The 22,123-nt window shown below is 71.0% G+C and carries 15 protein-coding genes; 6 read left to right on the forward strand and 9 right to left on the reverse strand.

The window, feature by feature from the left end; translation table 11 throughout:
• Nucleotides 1–134: 134 nt before the first annotated feature.
• From ABD817_RS08545 to ABD817_RS08555, 3 genes are all read right to left on the reverse strand, one after another.
• Complete coding sequence (locus ABD817_RS08545) at nt 135–2,177, reverse strand: bifunctional copper resistance protein CopD/cytochrome c oxidase assembly protein (protein WP_344916786.1); 2,043 nt, start codon at nt 2,175–2,177, stop codon at nt 135–137.
• On the reverse strand, nt 2,174–2,791 hold the full coding sequence (locus tag ABD817_RS08550; RefSeq protein ID WP_344916788.1) for a copper resistance CopC family protein: 618 nt from the start codon (nt 2,789–2,791) through the stop codon (nt 2,174–2,176). The genes ABD817_RS08545 and ABD817_RS08550 overlap by 4 nt, the downstream gene beginning before the upstream one ends.
• An 89-nt stretch (nt 2,792–2,880) precedes the next feature.
• Nucleotides 2,881–4,173 carry a helix-turn-helix domain-containing protein gene (locus tag ABD817_RS08555; RefSeq protein ID WP_344916790.1) on the reverse strand — a complete coding sequence of 431 codons (1,293 nt, stop codon included), beginning with the start codon at nt 4,171–4,173 and terminating at the stop codon, nt 2,881–2,883.
• Between the two features lie 1,270 nt (nt 4,174–5,443).
• On the opposite strand from ABD817_RS08555, the gene ABD817_RS08560 reads away from it, so the two are divergent.
• Both ABD817_RS08560 and ABD817_RS08565 read left to right on the forward strand, forming a co-directional pair.
• Nucleotides 5,444–8,422, forward strand: a complete 2,979-nt coding sequence (locus tag ABD817_RS08560) for an AfsR/SARP family transcriptional regulator (protein ID WP_344916792.1) — start codon at nt 5,444–5,446, stop codon at nt 8,420–8,422.
• Between the two features lie 114 nt (nt 8,423–8,536).
• Nucleotides 8,537–10,768 carry a xanthine dehydrogenase family protein molybdopterin-binding subunit gene (locus ABD817_RS08565; RefSeq protein ID WP_344916794.1) on the forward strand — a complete coding sequence of 744 codons (2,232 nt, stop codon included), beginning with the start codon at nt 8,537–8,539 and terminating at the stop codon, nt 10,766–10,768.
• A gap of 31 nt (nt 10,769–10,799) precedes the next feature.
• Here ABD817_RS08565 and ABD817_RS08570 read toward each other — a convergent pair whose 3' ends face one another.
• A complete protein-coding gene (locus tag ABD817_RS08570; RefSeq protein WP_344916796.1) occupies nt 10,800–11,951 on the reverse strand; it encodes an excalibur calcium-binding domain-containing protein in 1,152 nt (383 codons plus the stop codon).
• 847 nt (nt 11,952–12,798) lie between these two features.
• Between ABD817_RS08570 and ald the strand changes: the two genes are divergently transcribed.
• Entirely contained in the window at nt 12,799–13,917 is a 1,119-nt protein-coding gene (gene ald / locus ABD817_RS08575; protein ID WP_344916799.1) for an alanine dehydrogenase, read from the forward strand.
• Between the two features lie 104 nt (nt 13,918–14,021).
• Here ald and ABD817_RS08580 read toward each other — a convergent pair whose 3' ends face one another.
• A complete protein-coding gene (locus ABD817_RS08580; protein WP_344916801.1) occupies nt 14,022–14,777 on the reverse strand; it encodes a thioredoxin-like domain-containing protein in 756 nt (251 codons plus the stop codon).
• Nucleotides 14,778–14,911: 134 nt separating this feature from the next.
• Between ABD817_RS08580 and ABD817_RS08585 the strand changes: the two genes are divergently transcribed.
• The gene (locus tag ABD817_RS08585; RefSeq protein WP_344916803.1) at nt 14,912–15,556 is read left to right on the forward strand and encodes a DUF305 domain-containing protein; all 645 of its coding nucleotides are present in this window, start codon (nt 14,912–14,914) and stop codon (nt 15,554–15,556) included.
• A 74-nt stretch (nt 15,557–15,630) separates the two neighbouring features.
• A complete protein-coding gene (locus ABD817_RS08590; protein ID WP_329092600.1) occupies nt 15,631–15,930 on the forward strand; it encodes a DUF3467 domain-containing protein in 300 nt (99 codons plus the stop codon).
• 88 nt (nt 15,931–16,018) lie between these two features.
• Here ABD817_RS08590 and ABD817_RS08595 read toward each other — a convergent pair whose 3' ends face one another.
• The 4 genes from ABD817_RS08595 to ABD817_RS08610 all read right to left on the reverse strand — a co-directional run bounded on the left by ABD817_RS08595 (nt 16,019) and on the right by ABD817_RS08610 (nt 20,735).
• The gene (locus tag ABD817_RS08595; protein WP_344916806.1) at nt 16,019–17,083 is read right to left on the reverse strand and encodes a threonine aldolase family protein; all 1,065 of its coding nucleotides are present in this window, start codon (nt 17,081–17,083) and stop codon (nt 16,019–16,021) included.
• On the reverse strand, nt 17,080–17,736 hold the full coding sequence (locus ABD817_RS08600; protein WP_344916807.1) for an SDR family NAD(P)-dependent oxidoreductase: 657 nt from the start codon (nt 17,734–17,736) through the stop codon (nt 17,080–17,082). The genes ABD817_RS08595 and ABD817_RS08600 overlap by 4 nt, the downstream gene beginning before the upstream one ends.
• Nucleotides 17,733–19,859, reverse strand: a complete 2,127-nt coding sequence (locus tag ABD817_RS08605; RefSeq protein ID WP_344916808.1) for a DUF6421 family protein — start codon at nt 19,857–19,859, stop codon at nt 17,733–17,735. The genes ABD817_RS08600 and ABD817_RS08605 overlap by 4 nt, the downstream gene beginning before the upstream one ends.
• A gap of 240 nt (nt 19,860–20,099) precedes the next feature.
• Nucleotides 20,100–20,735 carry a carbonic anhydrase family protein gene (locus ABD817_RS08610; RefSeq protein ID WP_344916809.1) on the reverse strand — a complete coding sequence of 212 codons (636 nt, stop codon included), beginning with the start codon at nt 20,733–20,735 and terminating at the stop codon, nt 20,100–20,102.
• 614 nt (nt 20,736–21,349) lie between these two features.
• Here ABD817_RS08610 and ABD817_RS08615 point away from each other — a divergent pair.
• Complete coding sequence (locus ABD817_RS08615; RefSeq protein ID WP_344916810.1) at nt 21,350–21,973, forward strand: hypothetical protein; 624 nt, start codon at nt 21,350–21,352, stop codon at nt 21,971–21,973.
• The last annotated feature ends 150 nt before the right edge of the window (nt 21,974–22,123 follow it).

The following is a 22,123-nucleotide window of genomic DNA, read 5'->3' on the forward strand; positions in this document are numbered from 1 at the left end:
ACCGGATGGTGGCTGGGCGTGGCGCGCGATGACGAAGCGCTGCACCCGCTGCGGTGAGCACGAGCCCCCTGAAATACAGGCTACCGGGAGGTATCCCTGAGGGGGCTCGAAGATAGAAGGCCGTAGCTGTCCGGCTACTCCGCGCCGTCTCGCCTGTTGAGTTTGGCCAGGTAGTCATTATAGGCGTCGAGCTGGGCGTCACCACTGCCGCCGTCGCGGGCCGCGGCGGCGTCGGCGCGGCGATCGGCGCGGCGGGCCACGCGATCGTCGTCGCGCCACCACTGGAAGGCCAGCGCGAGGAGCACCACGAGGGTCGGGATCTCGCCGAACGCCCAGGCGATGGCGCCACCGGTCTGCTGGTCCTCGACCGCGGACGCGCCCCAGGTGCGGCCGAGCTGGTCGTACCAGTCGGAGGCCAGCACGGTGGTCATGCTCATCAGCGCGATGCCGAAGAACGCGTGGAACGGCATGGTCACGAACAGCAGGATGAGCCGGGCCACGTGCGGCAGCCGGTAGGGGGCGGGATCGACGCCGATGATCACCCAGAAGAACAGGGTGCCGCTGAGCAGGAAGTGCACCGTCATCACGATGTGGCCGAGGTGCTCCTCCATCGCGGCGGCGAACAACGGCGTGAAGTACAGCGCGTAGGTGGAGACGATGAAGATCGCGGTGGCGATCGCCGGATGGGCGATGAAGCGGACGAACCTGCTGTGCAGGATCGTCGTCAGCCACTCCCGGGGCCCCCGGTCGCCCCTGCGGGCGGCGGGCCGCAGGGCGCGCAGGGCCAGGGTGACGGGCGCGCCGAGCACGAGGAAGATCGGCACCATCATCGACAGCGTCATGTGCTCGGCCATGTGCGCGCTGAACAGCACCTTGGCGTAGCGGGCGACGCCGCTCTGGGTGGCGATCAGCAGGATCAGCACGCCGGTGAACCAGGCGGCCGTGCGGCCCTTGGACCAGGCGTCGCCGCGCCGGGCGAGCCGGACGACACCGGCGAGGTAGAGGCCGGCCAGCAGGGCGATGAGCGTGCCGGAGAACAGGTCGAACCACCACAGCGAGGCCAGGTTGGCGAGCGAGATCTCCGGCGGCATGGTGTAGCCGAGCACCTCGAAGGCCCGATCGACGGGCAGGACCGCCGGGGGCGGCGCGGTGCGGGACAGCGCGACGGCGAGCCCGACGGCCGCGAACATGACGACGATCTCGCCGGTGGCGAAGCGGAGGAACGTACCGGACCCGCCCGCCGCGAGCAGCGGCAGGGTCCGCCTGCGGTGCCACCAGCCGACGGCGCCGAGCAGCGCGAACGCGACGGTCTTGGCCAGCAGCAGCAGGCCGTAGGCGGAGGTGAACAGCTCCGAGAGCGCGCTGAGCCTGGCCATCACGCTGAACAGGCCGGACAGCCCCACCCCGACGAAGCACCACAGCGCCAGGGCCGAGAACCGGGCGGCGGCGATCTCCAGGTGCGGCTGACGGCGCAGCGCGTGCACGCAGAGCACGCCGAGGCCGCCCACCCAGAGCGCGAGGACGACCAGGTGGACGGCGACGCCCGTGGTGGCCAGGTCGTGGTTGGGCGAGGAGGCGGAGTGGCCGGTCAGCGCGGGCGGGAGCATGGTGGCCAGGGCGAGGACCAGCAGGCCGCCGGCCGCGCCGGCGGTGATCGCACCACGGGCGAAGAGCGCGATCGCGACCGAGAACAGCACGACCAGGGTGAGCGCGATGCCCTGGGAGACCTGGCTGGCGAAGCTGGTGAGCTCGTCGCCGCCGAGCACGTCGGCCACCGGCAGCCCGAGCGCCTCCGAGAGGCTGAACACCATCGTGGCGGCGGCGGCCCCGGCCCAGACGAGGGCGATCCAGGAGGCGGCCTTGACGTAGCCGAGGGCGGATTTGCCCAGCAGGCCCTTGTCGTTGGGGAGCAGGAACGCGGCGGCCAGGAGCGTGCCGACGGTGAGCACGCCCGCCGCGTCCATCGCCAGCTTCGCCAGCGGCAGACCCCAGCGGGTGAAGGAGCCCTGGTCGGGCAGGCCGGGGATGATGCGCGGGCTCGCGGCACCTCCGGCGATCATGGCGATCACCAGGGCGGCGACGGCCGCCGCCGCGCCCGCGAGGGCGAGCTTCACGGCCCGGCCGTTCTCCGGCGCCTCGACCTGTGCCGCCTGCGCGGTCCGCACGGGTTTGCTCATGACCGCTTCCTGCCGCGCATGCTGAAGAACAGGCCGATGCCGATGCCGGTCAGGCCGCCGACGACGATCCACATCCAGCCTGGCACGCCTCCCGAGGAGCCCGGTTCCCCGGACTCCCCGGCCGCGGCGGCCGGGCTAAGCGTGGCGATCGGCGTGCTCGCGGCCGGTGTGCTCGCGGCCGGGTCGCTCCCGGCGGCCGTGCTCCCGGTGGGCTCGGGAGACGCCGTGGAGGGCGACGGGGAGGGATCGGCGGAGCCGAGCAGGGTGAAGGGGATCTCCCCCTCGATCGGGTGGCCGTCGGAGGAGACCACGCGGTAGGCGATGACGTACTCGCCGGGAGGGAGATCTCCCTTGACCTTCTGGGTCACCACGGGGCCGTCGACGGCGGGCTTGCCGTCCTGGTGGGTCTCGTCTCCGGAACGCACGACGACGTTCGGGAAGCGCACCGTGGCGCTGAACGTCAGCTTCACCTCCTCCAGGCTCTCGACCTTCGCTCCCTTGGCCGGGTCACTGCTCTTGAGCCGGTCGTGGGCGAGGGCGGGCGAGGCGAAGGCCGTGCCGAGAACGAGGGCGGCGAGAAGCGCGAGGGCGACCGCGACAGGGGAAGTCTTCATGGCAACCACAAGGCTACCGACGCGACCGCGCGGTCTCGACCCCCCTGTCCGTTCCACGGCCCGGCGCGAGTCGCCCCCGCCCTCTCGATCTACAGTCCGACGCAGGCCATCGCCCGCTTGTAGGCGTCGACGCTCCGGTCGGGCTCGTCGATCCGCTCCAGAACCCGGGCCGCGGTCAGCCAGGCGTGGGCGGTGAAGCGGGTCTCCGGCGCCTGCCCCAGGCATTCGGCCCCGGCGAGCAGCTCCCGCGAGGCGTCCGCCTGCATGCCCAGCGCCGCGAGGGTCTCGCCGTGCAGCAGCCGGGCCTCCGCCTGGAGGACCTTGGGCATGCCGTCGAGCAGGTCGCAGACGAAGCGCATGTGCTCCTCGGCCCGCTCGGGCTGGGCGAGCAGCAGCTCCACCCGGACGAGGTTCATCGCGCAGCGCATCTTGTCGATCGAGCTGGCGGAGCTCTCCGCGAGCTCCTTCTCCGCCTTCAGCAGCACGTCGCGCCAGGTCTTGGCCTCCATGGGCCGGACGATCAGCAGGACCTGGGCGTAGTCGCTGCGCAGCCGGGCCAGCCGGCGCGGGTCGCCGTACTCGGACTGGATGGCGAGGGCGCGCTCGACGTGCGTGACCGCCTCGTCGGCGTAACCGGCCTCGACGGCGGCGATCGCGGCTTCCCAGTGTGCCAGGGTGAGCGCCTGCGGGCTGGCGAGGAGCTCGGCGGCGGCGATCAGCTCACCGGCGAACTGGCGGGCCCGGAGCAGGTCGCCGCGGTCGATGTAGGCGGCGAGGAGCTGGCCGCCCAGTCTCATCAGGCCGTCGGTCCAGGCGGGCCGGACCGGGCCGGTGAGGATCTGCTCGGGGACCTGCATCGCCCGCGCCAGGTCCCCCTTCTCGCGGTAGCAGCGCGAGAGCGCGACGGCGACCGCGACGTGACGCTCGGGGCTCGTGGCCGCCTCGTCGTTCTCGCGCAGCCCGTTGAGCAGGACGATCGCCTGGTCCAGATCGCCGCAGGCCTCGGTCGCGAGGGCCAGGCCGTACTCGACGTCCTGCCGCATCTGGGGCAGGCCCGCCAGGCCGCTGTCGGCGAGGAGCTCGGCGTAGCGGGTGCGCGCCTCGACGACCTCGCCGTTGTTCAGGGCCATCTGCGCGTAGCTCAGCGCGAGCTCGATCTCCTGCATCTGCTCGGCCGTGACACCGTTGATCAGATAGGTCAGGGAGCAGTCGAGTTTTTCGGCGAGGAGCTCCAACACGGCGGGTGTCGGAGTACGCTTGCCACTCTCGATGAGAGAGACGTAACTGTCCGACAGTTCTGGATGAGCGAGCTGCGCCTGAGAAAGACCACGTTGCCGACGGACGGTTTTGATGCGCTGCCCCACCAAGTCTTGACCAGTCACGTTACCCCTTGAAAGATATCATTTGAGCAGCAGAACCTACGACAGGAGTCTCCCCGTGCGCCGACGTCTTGCCTTGTCTGCCCTCGCCATGCTATTTACGGCCACTTTTGCCGTCACTAGCAATGTTACGACCGAGAGTGCTGATTCGTCTGCCCCCCAGAAGGACACCGGCAAGTATTCTTTGCAGGCGAACGTCGCCCAGGCCAACCTGGGCTGGGGTCACGCGGACTGAGCGGCGGCTCAGGCCACCGCGAGGACAAGGAACACAAAGAACCCCGCCCGCCCCAGTGGAGAGCTTTCAGCCAGTGAGCGGCTCCATCCGGCGGAACCGGTACGATCGCACCGGCGTGAGCGTGCAGGCGTCCGTCATGCACGCTCCGGCGAGGCGGGACAGCTGAACACCGGGGCGTCCGCGCCCCCGGATTGGGTGTCACCGATCGCGGCCGCGCCGGGATCCGAACCCTTCCGTGAAGGTCGTTGTCCTTCACGGGGGATCCCGGCCGGAAGAACACACGCGTATGGTTCGCGCTCCGTACGTACGGCTTCATCGCAGGTCACGGTTCGCGGGCCACGCGACCCGGGTCGAGGGTTCCGGTGACGGCCGCCCGGCCTCTCTCGTCGGCGTCATACCGTCTCCGTCCACCCTCCGTCGCCGACCGGTCCGCAGGCCGGTCGGTCCACGGATCCCGTGTCGCCGGCGCCGTCCTCCGGCGGTCCCGCTTTTGAACCAGCCATTACCTGAGAAAATACATTGAATTAATCCACTATCAAGTCAATGTCCTGAAGCGGTCAGCCTGATTCTCAGAAGGCGGGCCGTCTTTTTGTCGTGGGCGTAAAGAAAGCTTTCGGCCAAGGCGGTTCGCGGAAAACCGGGAATGCGGCCCGCCCGTCGAGAAAGCCGGAAAAGCATGATCCGCCCGAGGGGGCCCGCGGGCGCGATCCGCTCGCGTGCCCGTCTCCGCCCTGGTTTCCCCCCGGATCCCGCCCCTCCCGCACCGGCGCGCGGTCCTCCCTCCTCGCCCGACTCCCCCGTCGCGGAACGCCCGCCGGAGAGGGGTTCCCCGGTCTGGGAAACCATTCCGGGAATGGCCTCGGGAGGGTGGCGGACGAGAAGGGAGGGCGACGGCCGGGACCGCCCTCCCGCACCGTACGCCGCCCCCTCGACACCGCGACGGAGCGGGCGGTTCGCGGGAAATCCCGCGTCACGAACTCGTCGGCTAGTGTCTTCTCCACGACTTCGCTGCGCCATGCCCGACCGCGTGGAGGTCCGATGGACGAGACGCACGCCACCGCCCCCACCGGAGAGGACCTCCCTGCGGGGAGGCTCGGCATTGACATCCTGGGACCCGTGACCGGCCGGAGGGGCGCGCGGCGGCTCGACCTGGGAGAGCCCAGGCAGCAGGCCGTCCTCTGCGTCCTGGCGATCAACGCCGGGCAGGTGGTCACCAAGGACAGGCTGATCGACGGGGTGTGGGGAGAGAGCCCGCCGAAGACGGCCGGGCAGAGCGTCTACACCTACGTGTCCGGGCTGCGCAGAGCCCTGGACCCCGGCCGGGATCCGCGCGGGCCCTCGGAGGTGCTGGTCTCCGTCTCCGGCGGATACTCGCTGCGCCTCGCGCCGGAGCGGGTGGACGCCCTGCTGTTCGAGCGGCGTCTTGACCAGGCAGGGAAGGCGCACGCGGAGAAGGCGTACGAGACCTCCATGCGCCTCCTGGACGGGGCCGCGGAACTGTGGCGGGGCACCTGCCTGAGCGGGGTTCCCGGCCCGTTCGCCGAGTTCGAGCGGCACCGGCTGGGCGGGCTGCGCCTGACCGCGCTGGAGTTGCACGCGGACCTGCTGCTCCTGCTCGGGCGTCCCCAGGAGGCCGCCGCCCGGCTGGTCCTGCTCACCTCCGAGCACCCGCTGCGCGAGCGGCTCCGCGAGCTGTACATGATCGCTCTCTACCGCTGCGACCGGCGGGCGGAGGCCCTGAGGGTCTACCGGGAGACCCGGCGCCTGCTCATGGAGGAGTCCGGCGCCCAGCCGCACGAGAGCCTCCGCAGGTGCCACGAGCTGATCCTGCGCGCCGACCCCCTGCTGGGCCCGCCCTCGGCGCCCCTCCCCTCCCCGGGGCCCTCCCCCGATCCCGAGCCGGACGCCCGCGAGCGGAGATTCCCTGACTCGCGGCGCCGTACGGCCGTGAGGACGAAGGTGGCCCGCCAGCTGCCACGCGACCCCGTCGACTTCGTCGGGCGCGCGGAGGAGCTCGCGCGGCTGGAGGCGCTGCTCTCCCCCCGCGACGGCACCCCGCCCCATCACGTCGTCGCGATCACCGGAGCGCCCGGATCCGGCAAGTCGACCCTCGCGGTCCGGGCCGCGCACCTGGTCCGCGACCGCTTCCCCGGCGGGCAGCTGTACGTGAACCTGCGCGGGGCGACGCCGGGCATGCGGCGGCTCCGGCCGATCGAGGTGCTCGGCAGGTTCCTGCGTGACCTCGGCACGCCCCCGCACGCCGTCCCCGCCGACGTCGACGAGGCCGCGGCCCTGTGGCGCGGCGAGCTCGACGGCCGCGAGATCCTCGTCGTGCTGGACGACGCCGCGGACCTGGCCCAGATCCGCCCGCTGCTGTCCGTGCCGATGGGCAACGCGATCCTGACGACCAGCCGGGAGAGCTTCACCCTGCTCGACGACTGCGCCCGCGTACCGATCTCCGGGATGCGGCGGGCCGAGTCCTCCGCGATGCTCACGAAGCTGATCGGGGCGGAGCGGGCCGCCGAGGACCCCCGGGCGACGACGCGCCTGATCGACCTCTGCGGGGACCTGCCGCTCGCCGTCGGCATCGCGGGAGCCCGGCTGGCGAACCGGCCGCGCTGGAACGTGGCCGACCTGGTGAGCCGGCTGGAGGACGAGCGTGGGCGGCTGCGGGAGCTGTCGGCGGGCGATCTCGCGGTGAGATCCAGCCTGGCGGTCAGCTACGAGATGCTCGCCGGCAGCGACCACCACCTCGACCGGACGGCCGCCCGCGCGCTGCGCGCGCTCGGCGTGCTGCGGACGGCCGACGTGACGGCGCACCTCGTGGGCGCCCTGCTCGACGTCCCCGTGGAGACGGCGGAGCACGCCATGGAACGGCTGGTCGACGCGCATCTCTCGGAGATGGACAAGCCGGGAAGATACCGGCTGCACGACCTGGTGCGGCTGTTCGCCAAGGAGCGGGTCACCCACGAGGAGACGGAGGGCGAGCGTGACGCCGCGCTGGACCGGGCGCTGAGCCTCTATCTCCGGACGACCCTCCTGGCCGTGAAGCTGTGCGGTTATCCCCGCACCGTACCGACGGACCTGGAGCTCGGCGCGGGCCTTTTGCCACTCGGCTCGGGCCGGCAGGCCCGCGACTGGCTCGACCGGGAGCAGGCCAACCTCGTGTCCGCCGCCTCCCAGGCGATGGGCGCCCCCGGGGAGCGGATCGCGCGCCTCGGGGCGGCCCTGGCCTTCGCGCTCTTCTGGCACCTCCAGCACGCGGGTCTCCCCGCCCGGCTCCAGTCGCTCAACCGGCGGGCGCTGTCGGTCGGGCGGCGGCTGAACGACCACCGCATCGAGGCGAACGCGCACAACCACCTCGGCAGCGCCCTGAACATGGTCGGCCGCCTCGAGGAGGCCCAGAACCACATCCGGCGGCAGCTGGTCCTTTCCCGGCGGCTGTCCGACCTGCACGGCGAGCAGAAGGCGTTGGGAAGTCTCGCCACGAACTATCTCGAACTGGGCCGCTACGAGAAGGCCCTCCGCTGCGGTGAGGCGCAGCGGAAGGTCACGATGCAGGCCGGTCACGTGTCCGGCGAGCACTTCGCCCTCACCATGATCGGCTCGGCGTACCACGGCATGCGCCGTACCGGCCAGGCGCTGGCGGTGCTGGAGGAGGCCCTGTCCAGGTGCCGCCGGGACGGCAACCGGTACCAGGAGACGTCCGTGCACGAGAAGCTCGGCCGCCTCCACCTCGACCGGGGAGACCCCGAGTCGGCCAGGAGCTCGTTCGAGGACGGCCTCGGCTGCGCCCGTGCCGTGAAGCTCAAGGTCGCCGAGCCGTACCTGCTGCTCGGCCTGGCCCGCTCCTCGCGCCTCCTCGGCGAGACGGACCGGGCCGCCGCCTACCTGGAGCTCTCCCTCTCCACCGCCCGCGCGGTGGGGAACCCGGTGGTGGAGAGGCTGACGGAGGAGGAGGCGACGATCCTGACCGCGTCCGCGACGCCGGTCACGGCCTGCCGGGCGCGCCCGTAGCGGCCGGGCACCTCGGGAGCGGCCCGCCGGTCCGCAACAGTTGCCGAGCGGCCCACCCGGTGTTTCGTCGCCTCTGCCATGTCCGGTTCCGGGCCCGGCTGATGTACTGCTGTGATGAGCGGCATCGAAACGCGGCAGCACCGAGGCGTCGGCGAGAGCGTCCTGCGTCCCGACGGGACGCTGAAGGTGACGGGCGAGTTCGCCTACTCCTCGGACCTGTACCTGGCGGACATGATCTGGGGGGTCACCCTCCGCAGCCCGCACCCGTCGGCGTGGATCCGCTCGATCGACATCGGTCCCGCGCTGGCCATGCCCGGCGTGTACGCGGTGCTCACCCACGAGGACGTGCCGGGCGCGAAGTTCTACGGCCTGGACCACAGGGACCAGCCGGTGCTCGCCGTCGACCAGGTCCGCTACCAGGGCGAGCCGGTCGCGCTGGTCGCCGCCGACCACCCCGAGCGCGCCAGGCGGGCGGCCGAGGCGATCGTCGTGGAGTACGAGGTCCGCGAGGCCGTCACCGACCCGCGCCGGGCCGCCTTCGACGCCTCCTGCCCGGCGGTCCACGAGCGCGGCAACGTGCTTCGCCACCAGCCGATCCGGGTCGGCTCCACCTTCGAGGCCCCCGTGGTCGTCACCGGCGAGTACGAGGTCGGCATGCAGGACCAGGCCTTCCTCGGCCCCGAGTCCGGGCTCGCCGTACCGGCCGAGGACGGCGGGGTGGACCTGTACATCGCCACGCAGTGGCTGCACGCCGACCGGGAGCAGATCGCGCCGTGCCTGGGACTGCCCGAGGAGATGGTACGACTCTCGCTGGCCGGGGTGGGCGGGGCGTTCGGCGCCCGCGAGGACCTGTCCATGCAGGTCCACGCGTGCATGCTGGCCCTGCGTACGGGCCGCCCCGTGAAGATCGTCTACAACCGCGAGGAGTCCTTCTACGGCCACGTCCACCGCCACCCGGCCCGGATGCGCTACGAGCACGGCGCCACCCGCGACGGCAGGCTGCTCTACGTCAGGGCGGAGATCCTCCTGGACGGCGGCGCCTACTGCTCCACCTCTCCCGCAGTGGTCGGCAACGCGGCCTCTCTGGGGGTGGGCCCCTACGAGGTGGACAACGTGTGGATCGACGCCTACGGCGTCTACACCAACAACCCGCCCTGCGGCGCGATGCGCGGCTTCGGCGCGGTACAGGCCTGCTACGCGTACGAGTCGCAGATGGACAGGCTCGCCGAGGCGTGCGGGATCTCCCCGGTCGAGGTCAGGATCCGCAACGCGGTCTCCCAGGGGTCGACGCTCGCCACCGGGCAGGTGATCGACTCGCCCGCGCCGCTGGCCGAGATGCTCAGGGAGCTCGCCGCGATGCCGCTGCCCGCCGCACCGGACGTCACGGGCGCCACGGGAGCCCCGGACCTGCTGGGCATGCCCGGCGGCGTCTCGCAGACCACCCACGGCGAGGGGGTGCGGCGCGGTGTCGGGTACGGCGTGGGCATCAAGAACATCTGCTTCTCCGAGGGCTTCGACGACCACTCCACCGCCAGGGTGCGGGTGGAGCTGATCGGCGGCGAGCCGCACGTCCTGGTGCACACGGCGGCGGCCGAGGTGGGGCAGGGCCTGCTGATGGTCCAGGAGCAGATCGCCAGGACCGAGCTGGGGATCGACGCGGTGACGGTCGCGCGGGCGGACACGTCGGTCGGCTCCGCCGGGTCCTCGTCGGCGTCGCGCCAGTCGTACGTCACCGGCGGCGCGGTCCGGGCGGCCTGCGAGGCCGTACGGGAGCGGCTGGCGAAGCTGACGAGCGACGGGTCGTCACTGGTCGAGGCGCTGGAACGGGCCGGGGCGGTGGAGGAGACCAGGGAGTACCGGCACCGGCCCACCTTCCCCCTGGACCCGGTCACCGGGCAGGGAAACTCGCACACCCAGCTCGCCCTGTGCGTCCACCGGGCCGTGGTGGACGTGGACGTGGAGCTCGGCCTGGTCAAGGTGGTGGAGCTGGCGGCCGTCCAGGACGTGGGTAAGATCATGAACCCGCTGGCGCTGGAGGGGCAGATCCACGGCGGCTCCGCCCAGGGGCTGGGGCTGGCGCTCATGGAGGAGATCCAGGTCCGCGACGGGCTGGTGCTCAACCCGTCGTTCACCGACTACCTGATCCCCACCATCCTCGACATGCCGCCCATGCGGCTGTCGATCATGGAGAATCCCGACCCGAACGCCCCGTACGGCCTGCGCGGCGCGGGCGAGCCGCCCACGCTCTCGTCCACCCCCGCGGTGGCCGCCGCCGTACGGGCCGCCACCGGCCTGCGGCTGCCCCGGGTGCCCATCCGCCCGCACGACATCGCCCTGGAGAACTGACCGGGAGCCGAGGGGGCCGTGTCAGCCGATGTCAGCCGACGTCATCCCGCTCGCAGGCGACACCGTCCCCGTCCCCGTCGATGTACCACTGGTACTCCTCGTGGGTGCCCCGGGTGTAGGGGCCGTATCCGTTCTCCTGCGCGGCCTTGCACGTGGGAAACCTGCGGTCGGTGCCCTCGCCGGACGCGTTCCCCGAGGTGTCCCCGGTGGTGTTCGCCGGGCGGTTCTGGTCGGCTCCCCCGGTGTTCGTGGCGGCCGGGTTTCCGGTGGGCGCTCCGGCCGTGGGCGGAGGGGTCACCGGCTGGTTCGCCGGAGGGGTCGTGGGCTGGGTGGCCGGAGGGGTCGCGACCGGGTTGTCCGACGGGACGAAGACCGACGCGCTCGGCTGCGCGCCGTCCGACGGCTGCGGGACGACGGCGCCGCCGGTGCCGAGCAGCTTCACGACCATCGTGTCCGCCTGCTCCTTGGTGAAGGACCCGGCGATGCTGAGGCTGTCGTCGGTGATCGCCTGGGCGACCCTGGGGGCCGCCACCACCTTCTGTCCCACGACGATGGCAATCTGCTGCCTGACCGGGTCGTCCTCGTTGACCGCTTCCGCGGTCAGGTCGTTGATCTGCTCGCGGAAGGCGGGCGCGAACGCGATCCTGACCGAGTAGGCGCCGCTCTTCTCCTGGATCGCCTCGATCTTCCGCACGGCGTTCACGGTGACCCCGGCGGCGACCGAGTAGCAGTTCTGCCCGGCGTCGTCGGGGTAGGTCTCCGCGACCGTGCAGGCTCCGGCCTTCGCCTCGGTCACCGGGGCGAAGTGGATGGGAACCGCCAGCCGCCTGGGCGGCGCGCCGCCGAGCGGCATGTCGGGGTTGCGGGTCATGAGCACCGCGATGGTGCCGAGCACGCCGGTGATCAGCACGACGACGACCAGGGTGCTCACCAGGATCGCGGTGGTGACCCGGCTCGCCCTGGGCTCCCCGTCCGGCGGCTCTCCGGCCCGCCTCCCGCCGGGCCCGGGTGCCCCCTTCCCCGGCCCGTCCGCTCCCGGCTCGGCGGGAGGCGGGACACCGGGCCCCTCGGGAACCGGGATATCGGAGGCCGGTCCCCCGAAGGCGGAGTCGATCGGCCCCGGATCGCCGAACCTCGCACCGCCGGGACCCAGGTCGTCGGAGCCGGGATCGCCGGCTCTCACACCGCCAGGGCCGAAAGCGTCGGGGCCGAAAGCGTCGGCACCGGAACGCCCGGTGCCGAAAGCGTCGAAGTCGGAACCCCCGGAACCCCCGGAACCGAGACTGGAACCGGCACCGGGACGGCCGAAGGCGTCGAAACCGGAACCACCGGGGCCGGGGACGGTAGCGGATCCGCCGAAAGCACTGACGTCAGGCTCGGCGGGGCTGGGACCGGGACGCCCGAAAGCGTCGAAGCGGGAACCACCGGGATCAGGGCCGGGCCCCCCAAAGGCGCTTGAATCCGAACCACCGGCTCCGGATCCACCAAAGGCATCGAAGCCAGAACCACCGGCACCGGCACCGGATCCCCCGAAAGCGTCGAAGCCGGACCCACCGGGGCCGCCGAAACCTCGATCGCCACGACCTGGTTCACCGAGGCCGTCGGGACCACCGGGACCGCCGAGGGGGTCTTCGACCGGTTTCCTCGGGTTTCGGGCGTGGCGTCCGGGCGTGGCGTCAGAGCGCCCCGGCGGCGTGAAGGCGTCATAGGAGCCGGACGAGGACCACGACGCGTCAGAGGGGTCGTCAGGCCCTCCTGGAGGTCCCTGCGGTACGGGCGGCCCACCCTGCCCCGCGTGCATCCCCATCGTCATATCCCCGTATTCCTCGCGTCCGTTCGCGGCGAGCCTACCGATCGGCGGGGGGAGCCGGTAACCCCGCACGTCACGCCGCTCCCCGGCAGGCCGGATGCCGACGCCCGCTGACGGAATGTCATCGACTCCGCCCCCATTCCTGCCTCCTTGCGCGTGATGACTCTCTTTCGGGGAACGCACAGTGAAGAAAAGGACACGCGCCCACCCTGGAGGAGCCGTGAAGATCTCCGTTCCCCGCGAGGTCAAGAACCACGAGTACCGCGTGGCGCTGACCCCCGCGGGGGTCCACGAGTTCGTCCGGCACGGTCATGAGGTCTTCGTCGAGAAAGACGCCGGGAGGGGGTCCTCCATTCCCGACGCCGACTTCCAGGAGGTCGGCGCGACCATCCTGGACTCGGCCGACGACGTGTGGGCCGAGGGCGAGCTGGTCCTGAAGGTCAAGGAGCCGGTCCCCGAGGAGTACCACCGGATGCGCAAGGGCCAGGTGCTCTTCACCTACCTGCACCTGGCCGCCTCGCAGGCGTGCACCCGGGCCATGCTGGAGGGAGGGGTCACCGGCATCGCCTACGAGACCGTGCAGAACGCGAACGGCTCCCTGCCGCTGCTGGCCCCCATGTCGGAGGTGGCCGGACGGCTCGCGCCCCAGGTGGGGGCGTACCACCTGATGCGGCCGGGGGGCGGGCGCGGCGTGCTGATGGGCGGGGTGTCGGGGGTGCACCCGGCCAGCGTGGTCGTGATCGGCGCCGGGGTGTCCGGCATGAACGCCGCGGTCATCGCGCTCGGCATGCAGGCGGAGGTGCTGCTGCTGGACCGCGACATCGACAGGCTCCGCCAGGCGGACATGATCTACAAGGGCCACTGCAGGACCATCGCCTCCTCCACGTACGAGATCGAGCGGGCGGTGCTGAACGCGGACCTGGTCATCGGCGCGGTGCTGATACCGGGCGCGAGGGCGCCCAAGCTGGTCGACAACGCGCTGGTCTCGCGGATGAGGCCGGGGTCGGTCCTGGTGGACATCTCCATCGACCAGGGCGGCTGCTTCGAGGACTCCCGGCCCACCACCCACGACAACCCGACGTACCGGGTGCACGACTCGGTGTTCTACTGCGTGGCCAACATGCCGGGCGCGGTCCCGCACACCTCGACGTACGCGCTGACCAACGTGACCGTCCCCTACGCCCTCTCGATCGCCCAGCTGGGCTGGCGGGAGGCCCTCCGGAGGGATCCGGCGCTGGCGGCGGGCCTCAACACGCACGAGGGGCACCTGACCAACCGGCCCGTGGCCGAGGCTCACGGGCTGGAGGCGGTGCCCCTGGAACAAATCCTGCGGGCTTAGGGCCTGTTTTGTGGATCCTCGCTACGGCGACAAAACAGGCCCTGGCGGGTTCGACGGCCGGGACGCCTCGTCAGGACGGCGTCACCGGCGTCGGTACCGGCCGATCAGGGCGCCGGGGTGCCACTGGGAGCCGGGGCGTCGGTGGCCGGGGCGTCGGTGGCGGGAGCGTCGGTGGCCGGGGCGTCGCTGGGAGCCGTGGACGCGTCGGGGGCGGCCGGCGGCTGGCTGGGCGCGGTCGCCGGGATGGGCGCCTCCGCGGTGGTGGTGCCCACGCCCCCGCTGCAGGACGCGCCGAGCTCGGGGGTACCCGGGCCGTTCTTGTACTTGGTGATGAACCTGGCCAGGCGCCCGTCGGTCGCGCTGTTCAGCTTGAGCTGGTTGTTCCAGGAACTGGCCACGACCTTGGAGGGCAGCCCCGGGTACGGGCTCAGGAGCATGTAGTCCTTGGCGGCCAGTTCCCTCAGCGTGTCCAGCTCCGCCTTGGGAAGGTCCGGCTGGTAGGTGATCCACACGGCGCCGTGCTCCATGGAGTGGACGGCGTTCTCGTTGTTGATCGGCTGCTCGTAGATGCCGCAGTTCTGCCAGGCCGGGTTGTGCTCACCGCCCATCGGCGGGGTCTCCTTGTACGTCACCTTGGTCTGGGTGTGCTGGCTACCGGTGTACTTCGTGGTGGCGACGCTGTCCAGTGAGGTCGCGGCCCGCTCGTTGACCAGGTAGAAGGCGACGACCGCGACCAGCAGAACGACGACGGCACCTCCGGCACCCCACATCAGGAACGCCGCCCTGCGCTCCTTGCGCTTCTGCTCCTCACGCATACGGGTGAGGTGCTCACGCCTCGCCTGCGCCTTTTCCTTGGTCATCAACCCTCCAGCCGGCAAACAACTTCGGGTCACCCTATGCCCTACCGCCGTATGTGGAGAATAAGGGGATGACAACGCGTGATACAGCGACGATTCACGACAGTGGGTACTCTGGGCTGGTAATGGAAACCTCGGTGGAAAATAGCGCGAAGTCCAGGCGTGGCGTGGTGGTCGGCGTGCTGCTCGGCTGCCTGGTCACGGCGGTCGTGTTGCTGCTGGTGATGGGGAGGACGGCCACCCCGACGGACGCCTCGGCGGAGGCGGGTTTCGCCCGCGACATGTCCGTCCACCACGCGCAGGCCGTCGAGATGTCCTTCATCGCCAGGGACGGGAGTCAGGACGACGCGCTCCGGCGGCTGGCCTACGACATCATCGTCACGCAGACGGCCCAGCGCGGTATTTTCACGGGCTGGCTGCAGCAGTGGGGCCTCACCTCGTCGAGCGAGCGTCCCGCCATGGCGTGGATGACCGGTCACGGCGGCGGCGGTCACGCTGTAACACCGGACGCGCCCGCCGCGATGCCCGGTATGGCAAGTGAGGCCGAGCTCGAAAGGCTCCGCGAGGCCACAGGCAAGGACCAGGAGGTCCTCTTCCTCCAACTCATGATCCGCCATCACGAGGGCGGCGTGCAGATGGGCAGAGGTCTGCTGAAACTGTCCGACCGTGAAGAGGTGGCCACCATGGCACAGCACATCGTCGACGGTCAGACGGGCGAGATCGAGTTGATGACCGACATGTTGCGGCAGCGCGGCGCCCAGCGACTGCCTTCCATCCTTTAATGGCGTCGGCGCGTCCCTGTGTGGCCGGTCTCCGGCCAGGGCAGCATGGAGCCAACCTGGCCGGAGGAAAGAGAATGGTGAACGACGAGCCGGAGAACCGCCTGGAGGTGAGCATCTCCGCCGAGGTGGAAATGGGGCAGTACGCCAACTTCGCCTCTGTGTGGCACACCCAGGATGGTTTCGTCCTGGACTTCGCGGTGATCACCAGACCGCCCCAGCTCGCCAACGACCCCTCCTCGGGGCAGCACTTCGTGAGCGTGCCGACCCGGATCGTCAGCCGGATCCGCATCCCCCCGAGCCAGGTGTTCGAGCTGATGAAGGCCCTCGAACAGCAGCTGACCGCGTACGAGCACGAGACGGGTCACAAGAACTGAGGCCCGGCCGCCCCCGCGCCGGTCGTACGGGAACGCTCCGGAGCGGCGAGACCGGCGTGGATCCGCCACGGACCCGGGCCGGGCTCGCTCACGCCGGTGAGCCCAGCTCCTGGGCCACGGCGGCGGCGAACGCGTCCACGTCGGCCTCGGTGGTGTCGAACGCGGTCATCCAGCGGACCTCGCCGGTCGCCTCGTTCCAGGTGTAGAACCGGAAGCGCTTCTGCAGGCGCTCGGTCACGTCCCCGGGCAGGATCGCGAAGACCGCGTTGGCCCGCACGGGGCGCGAGATCTCCACCCCGGGCACGTCCCGCACGGCGTCGGCGAGCCGCAGGGCCATCGCGTTGGCGTTGCGGGCGTTGCGCAGCCACAGGTCGCCCGCGAGCAGCGCCTCGAACTGCACCGAGACGAACCGCATCTTGGAGGCGAGCTGCATGGCGCTCTTGCGCAGGTAGCGCAGGCCGCGCACGGCACCGGGGTTGAGCACCACGACGGCCTCGCCGAACATCAGACCGGCCTTGGTCCCGCCGAAGGACAGCACGTCCACGCCCACGTCGGTGGTGAACGCGCGCAGCGGCACGTCCAGCGCGGCGGCGGCGTTGGTCGCGCGGGCGCCGTCGAGGTGGACGACCATGCCGAGCTCGTGGGCGTGGTCGCAGATCGCCCCGATCTCCTCCGGCGTGTAGAGCGTGCCCAGCTCGGTGCTCTGCGTGATCGACACGACTTTGGGCTGTGCCCGGTGCTCGTCGCCGAAGCCCCACGCCTGCCTGTCGATCAGCTCGGGGGTGAGCTTGCCGTCCGGGGTGGCGACCGGCAGCAGCTTGAGCCCCGCCGACCGCTCGGGGGCGCCGCCCTCGTCGGTGTGGATGTGCGCCGACTCCGCGCAGACCACCGCCTCCCAGTGGGCGGTCATCGAGCGGAGCGCGACCACGTTGGCGCCGGTGCCGTTGAACACCGGCCACACCCGCGCGGCCGGGCCGAAGTGCCCGCCGAAGACCTCCTGCAGCGCGGCGGTGTAGACGTCGTCGCCGTACGCGGTCTGGTGGCCCCCGTTGGCGAGCGCGATCGCCTGGAGGATCTCCGGGTGGACCCCGGCGTAGTTGTCGCTGGCGAAGCCCCTCACCAGCGGGTCGTGCCTGCGGATGGCGTCCGTCACGCGGTCTCCCCCTTCGTGGCGGTGAGGTCGATCCGGGTGCCGTTCGCGTCGGACTTCCACAGGTCGTCGATCGCCTCGGCGAGGTCGTCGACGTCGGTGAAGCCGGGGAACGTCCGCTCGGGGTTCGCCGCGCGCATGCCCTCGTGCACGAGCGCCTTGACGACCAGGATGTTCGCGGTGGAGGCGGTGCCCTCCAGCGCGTCGGCGAAGGCGAGGGTCCACGCCTCGGAGGCGGCCTTGGCCGTGCCGTACGCCGCGTTGCCCTGGGTGGGACGCTCGGCCGCCTTCGCGGAGACGATGGCGAACCGGCCGCGCTCGCTCGCCCTGAGCAGCGACTCGAAGGCGAGCGTGACGTGCTGGAGGGTACGGATCAGCAGGTCGTGCAGGAGCGCCCAGTCCTCCAGCGACGTCTCGGCGAAGGTCTTGGACCCGCGCCAGCCGCCGACCAGGTGCACGATCCCGTCCACCCTGCCGTACTCGGCCTCCACCTCCCAGGCGAGCCTCGCGACGGCGTCGGTGTCGAGCAGGTCGACCGCGAGGGTCCCCTCGGCGCCGCTCCTGTCGACGCCGATCACCGTGTGGCCCTCGCCGGTGAACCTGCGGACGACGGCCTGGCCGGCGGGACCGCCCGCGCCGGTGACAAGGATGATCATGCTCGGATGCCCTTCGTGGAGTCGACGACATCGCCGAGCTTACGGCGCAGGGCCTCGTAGAACATGCTCAGCGGGAACTCGTCGGGCAACACGGCGTCCACCACGGCCTTGGGGAATCCCTCGACGGGCAGGGCACCCGCCCCGCGCGCCCAGACCGAGGCGGGGTTCGGCTCGACGTAGGCGGCGACCAGCTGGTGGGCGGCGAGCCAGTGGGCGAGCTTGGAGCGGTCGATGCCGTCCCGGTAGAGCTTCTCGACCTCGCCCCGCAGGTCCGCGACGCCCCCGGCGAGCCGGTCCCAGTCGACGCTCAGCCGGTTGTCGGTCCACCGGACGACGTCGTTGCGGTGCAGGTACGAGAAGAGCAGCTGCCCGCCCAGGCCGTCGTAGTTGCGGACCCGGTCACCGGTGATCGGGAAGCGGAACAGCCGGTCGAACAGGATCGCCAGCTGGACGTAGCGGGCGTGCGGCACGCCCTCCCGCTCCAGCTTCACGGCCTCGCCGAACGCGGTCAGGTCGCAGCGGAGCTCCTCCAGGGAGTAGAGCCAGTACGGCATGCGCTGCTTGATCATGAAGGGGTCGAACGGCAGGTCGCCGTGGCTGTGGGTGCGGTCGTGGATCAGGTCCCAGAGCACGAAGGTGTCCTGGGCCAGCTCCTGCGACGCGATCAGCCTGGCCGCGTCCGGCGGCAGCGCCAGCTTCAGCGTGGCCGCGGCGGCACCGCTCACCGCGCGGAACCTGGCGGCCTCCCGGTCGGCGAAGATCCCGCCCCAGGTGAAGCGGGCCGGGGTCTCGCGGACCGCGACGGTCTCGGGGAAGAGCACCGCGGAGTTGGTGTCGTAGCCGGAGGTGAAGTCCTCGAAGGCGATCGGCACGAACATCGGGTTGTCGTAGCCGGTCCGCTCCAGCTCGGCGAGCCACCCGGGCCAGATCGTACGGATCCACACGGCCTCGATGTGGCGGGAGGTGGTGCCGTTCTGGGTGTACATCGGGAAGACGACGAGGTGCTCCAGCCCGTCCACCCGCTGGGTGTCGGGGTGGAAGGCGTCGAGCGCGTCGAGGAAGTCGGGGACGCCCAGCCCCTGGCCGGACCACTTCCGGAGGTCGGCGACGACGGCGGTCAGGTAGGCGGCGTCGTGCGGGAAGCGCGGCGCGAGCCGCTCGACGTGCCCGGCGATCTCGGAGACCAGCCCGGCGGCCCTGGGCTTGTCACTCTCCTCCGGGACCGAGCCGTCCTTGGCCTGCAATGGCCTGAGCGCCTCGACGGCGTCCTTGAGCCTCCGGAACTCGGCGCGGGCCCCGGCATCGGTCTCGATCTCGGCACCGGTCTCGGACTCTCCCGCGGCGGCCGGGCTCTTGACGGCGGGGAGGCGGGCGGCCCAGGTGACGAGGTTGCCCCAGAGCGCGGCGTGGTCGTAGTCGCCGATCGAGTCGTCACCGAACAGGTCGGAGTCGGCGATCACCACGACGCGGCCCGCCCCGTGCCGTACGGCCACCGCCAGCGGGCGGTTCGCGGGGGTCGCGGTGGGCGAGGTGGCGAACAGGACGGTCGCGTGGCCGGGGGCGGTGAGCGTCCCCGCCCGGTAGAAACAGGCGCGCCGGGCCCCGGCGAGCAGGTCCTGCCCGTCCCAGGGGTCGTCCGGGGCGTCGCGGGGGGTGCCCAGGACCCAGGAGGCCACGCCGTTGTGGGCGCTTCCGGGATCCCGGACGAGGGTGTGCTCGACACCCACGCCGAAGCGCGCGAGCAACTCGGTGAGGTTGCTGCCGTACTTCTCCTGCTCGTACTCGGCCATCACGACCAGCCCGCCGCCGTTTCCGACGTACTCCTCGATCGCGTCGAGCTCCTCGACGGGGAGGACCGGGCTGCCCAGCCCGGTGGTGCGCTCCCACCGGTCGGCGGAGGGGTGCGCGATCACCAGCACGTCCCGCGCGCCCAGCAGGCCCGGGGTGAGCGGGCCCTCGACGTGCGCGTCCACGGTGTGCCCCAGCCCGCGCAGCAGCCCGGCCGCGCGCGCGTAACTGCTGTCGTCGGGATGGCCGGGATTCATCGTCTCGGCGACGTCCCGCCGGATGGTCCACGACTCGCTGTGTGCCTCGTCGAACAGTACGCACGGGAACGCCGTCACGATAAATCCTCCTCTGAGTGATATTGGTTAACGGAAAATATACACAATCCATGCCCGTTTTGACGCATCCCTTACGGGGGCGGCCAGGGCGAAGATCGCTACCTCGCGAGGGGACGAGCGGCGTCCGGCCCACCGTCCTCGCCCCTGTCTCGCCGCTCCGGGCACGCGAAAACGACCACGCCGACCGAGGCGTGCCTCGGTCGGCGTGGTCGTCACGGAGCCGGGCGAACCCGGAACGCGTCAGTGGTACGAGTAGATGTTGGGCTCCGGGTCGTTCTCCTGGAGTTCCCGGTGGTTGCCCTCCGGGCCCCACAGGGACCGGTACGACTGGATGTTGTTCTGGTGCGCCTTCGCGTGCTGGTTGAAGACGACCCAGTTCACCGGCTGGAAGTAGGAACCGGTCTCGTCCGGCGTCGTGAGGGAGCCGGTGTAGCGGTAGGTGGCGCGGCTGTCGGGCAGCAGCGCCTTGAGGTCGACGCCGCGGACGCTCTTGGACTCGCCGAGAGCGGGGGGCGACTTGATCAGGCGGTCGTGCTGGGACAGGCCCTGGAAGGTCTTGGCGTCGACGAGGACCGAGAAGACCACGTACCCCTTCGGCCCGGTCGCCCGCTCGTGGACGAAGTGGGCCTCAAGGGGGGCGAAGGGCTGGCCCGCGAACTTGTGCTCGGCGTGGCCGTGGAAGTGCACGTTGTTCAGGTTGTACCGCTGGCCACCGTAGGTGATGTACGGCTGGGTGCCGCCGGTGCCGATGACGAACCTGACGTCGTCGTGCTCGCTCGCCTCGTCCAGCGGGGGCTTGTCCTGGAAGAGGAGCGTCCCGTCGACACTGTGCGGGTAGTGGATGGCGAGCGCGGGCCCGGTGCCAGGACACGCCACCGAACGGTCGATCTCGATAGGAGTCTGGACCGCGCTGTCCGTGCCGGTGCCGTGGCACGGCTTGACGTGAGCCTGTACGGGAGTTGAAAGGGAGATGAATGGGAGGGAAAAAACAGCAGCCACCGCAACGGGGGCAAGACGGTGTCGCACCGGTCGCCTTTCATACGAGGGGACGCCAAATATGTCGTCTACGGAGAGCCAAGGGGGCGATGTCCGCATAAGGGCGACATAAGGCATTGGCGACGTTAGTCGAAGAAAGCGAATCTGCACCCTGTTTTTTTGCGTCCAAAACGACCATAAGTAAACAGCCGATTACTCGTGATCGAGAGACCGCTTCCCCCGTGACCCGGCGACAGCCGGCCTGGGGCGGGCCGGGCCGAACCCACGGCGGGCCGGGTCGGCGCGGCCCCCGTCCCGGCGAGACGCGCCCGGCCCGGCAGCCCCCGTCCGGCCGGGTCTCGCGACCTTCGACGATCCTCACGCGCCGCCACCCGCGGGCCGGGCGCTCCCCACGGAAGGAACCGCCCATCTCACCAAAAGTGTCGAAGCAACTACAAAGGGTACGAAGAGGACGAAAGCCACGAAGATGCCGTGAACGTTCTCCAGGGGGGAAAATGCCTGTACGGAGTGCCCGATCCGTTGCCGTCCCGGCAGCGGCACTGCTGGCCGTGACACTGCTCGGCGGCTGCGGCGGCGACAGGCCGACCGCGGTGAAGCCCGAAGCCGCCGTGGCCACGTCACCCGCGGCCGCCCCGCCCGCCGCGGGCGCCCCACCTGCCGCGGACCTCTCGGCGACGGACGCCGAGGAGTACACCGCGGAGGAGTGCCCGGTCGGCGCCAACACCAAGAGGTTCGCCAAGACCCGCTTCGCGCTGCACGCGGGCCTCGCATTGGGAGCTTTCTACCGCTACATCTACAAACCACTACAGAGTGGTGGTTTCAAGGCCGGGGCCGAGAAGCGTAAGCGAACCTTCGCGAAGGCCGCCGTAGCCGGTCTTTTCACCCTTCACGAGCTGAGGGTCGCCAGGCGCTTCGCCCTGGCCAACCCGACATTGTGCAAAGGCGTCAAAACAGTCACCGACAGCTTCGACAACCTGACCAACAAGCTGAAGAGCGGCACCGCCACCGAGGCCGATCTGCAGGCGAGCAAGAACTCCTTCGACAGCCTGCGGCAGAACGCCACGAAGAACGGCTACAACTTCAACGAGAAGACCCCCGTCGTCCCCGGCGCGGGCTGAGGACACGTCCGGCAACGGCTGTCGGCAGGTCCCGGGCCCCGGGGCCTGCCACGACCGGCCCGCCCATGTCACCGTCCCAGACGCGTGCCGCGATGGGCGAGTGCTGAGCTGCACAACGATCCGGACGGGCCGCGAGGGAGGAGTGGATCG

The organism is Streptosporangium oxazolinicum, from assembly GCF_039537505.1.
Lineage (GTDB): Bacteria > Actinomycetota > Actinomycetes > Streptosporangiales > Streptosporangiaceae > Streptosporangium > Streptosporangium oxazolinicum.

Bases quoted from the DNA above. Each gene is read 5' to 3' on its own strand.
- ABD817_RS08615 (WP_344916810.1), top strand. From the start codon at position 21,350: ATGCCTGTACGGAGTGCCCGATCCGTTGCCGTCCCGGCAGCGGCACTG.
- ABD817_RS08580 (WP_344916801.1), bottom strand. From the start codon at position 14,777: ATGACCAAGGAAAAGGCGCAGGCGAGGCGTGAGCACCTCACCCGTATG.
- ABD817_RS08600 (WP_344916807.1), bottom strand. From the start codon at position 17,736: ATGATCATCCTTGTCACCGGCGCGGGCGGTCCCGCCGGCCAGGCCGTC.
- ABD817_RS08545 (WP_344916786.1), bottom strand. From the start codon at position 2,177: ATGAGCAAACCCGTGCGGACCGCGCAGGCGGCACAGGTCGAGGCGCCG.
- ABD817_RS08560 (WP_344916792.1), top strand. From the start codon at position 5,444: ATGGACGAGACGCACGCCACCGCCCCCACCGGAGAGGACCTCCCTGCG.
- ABD817_RS08590 (WP_329092600.1), top strand. From the start codon at position 15,631: ATGGTGAACGACGAGCCGGAGAACCGCCTGGAGGTGAGCATCTCCGCC.
- ABD817_RS08550 (WP_344916788.1), bottom strand. From the start codon at position 2,791: ATGAAGACTTCCCCTGTCGCGGTCGCCCTCGCGCTTCTCGCCGCCCTC.
- ABD817_RS08565 (WP_344916794.1), top strand. From the start codon at position 8,537: ATGAGCGGCATCGAAACGCGGCAGCACCGAGGCGTCGGCGAGAGCGTC.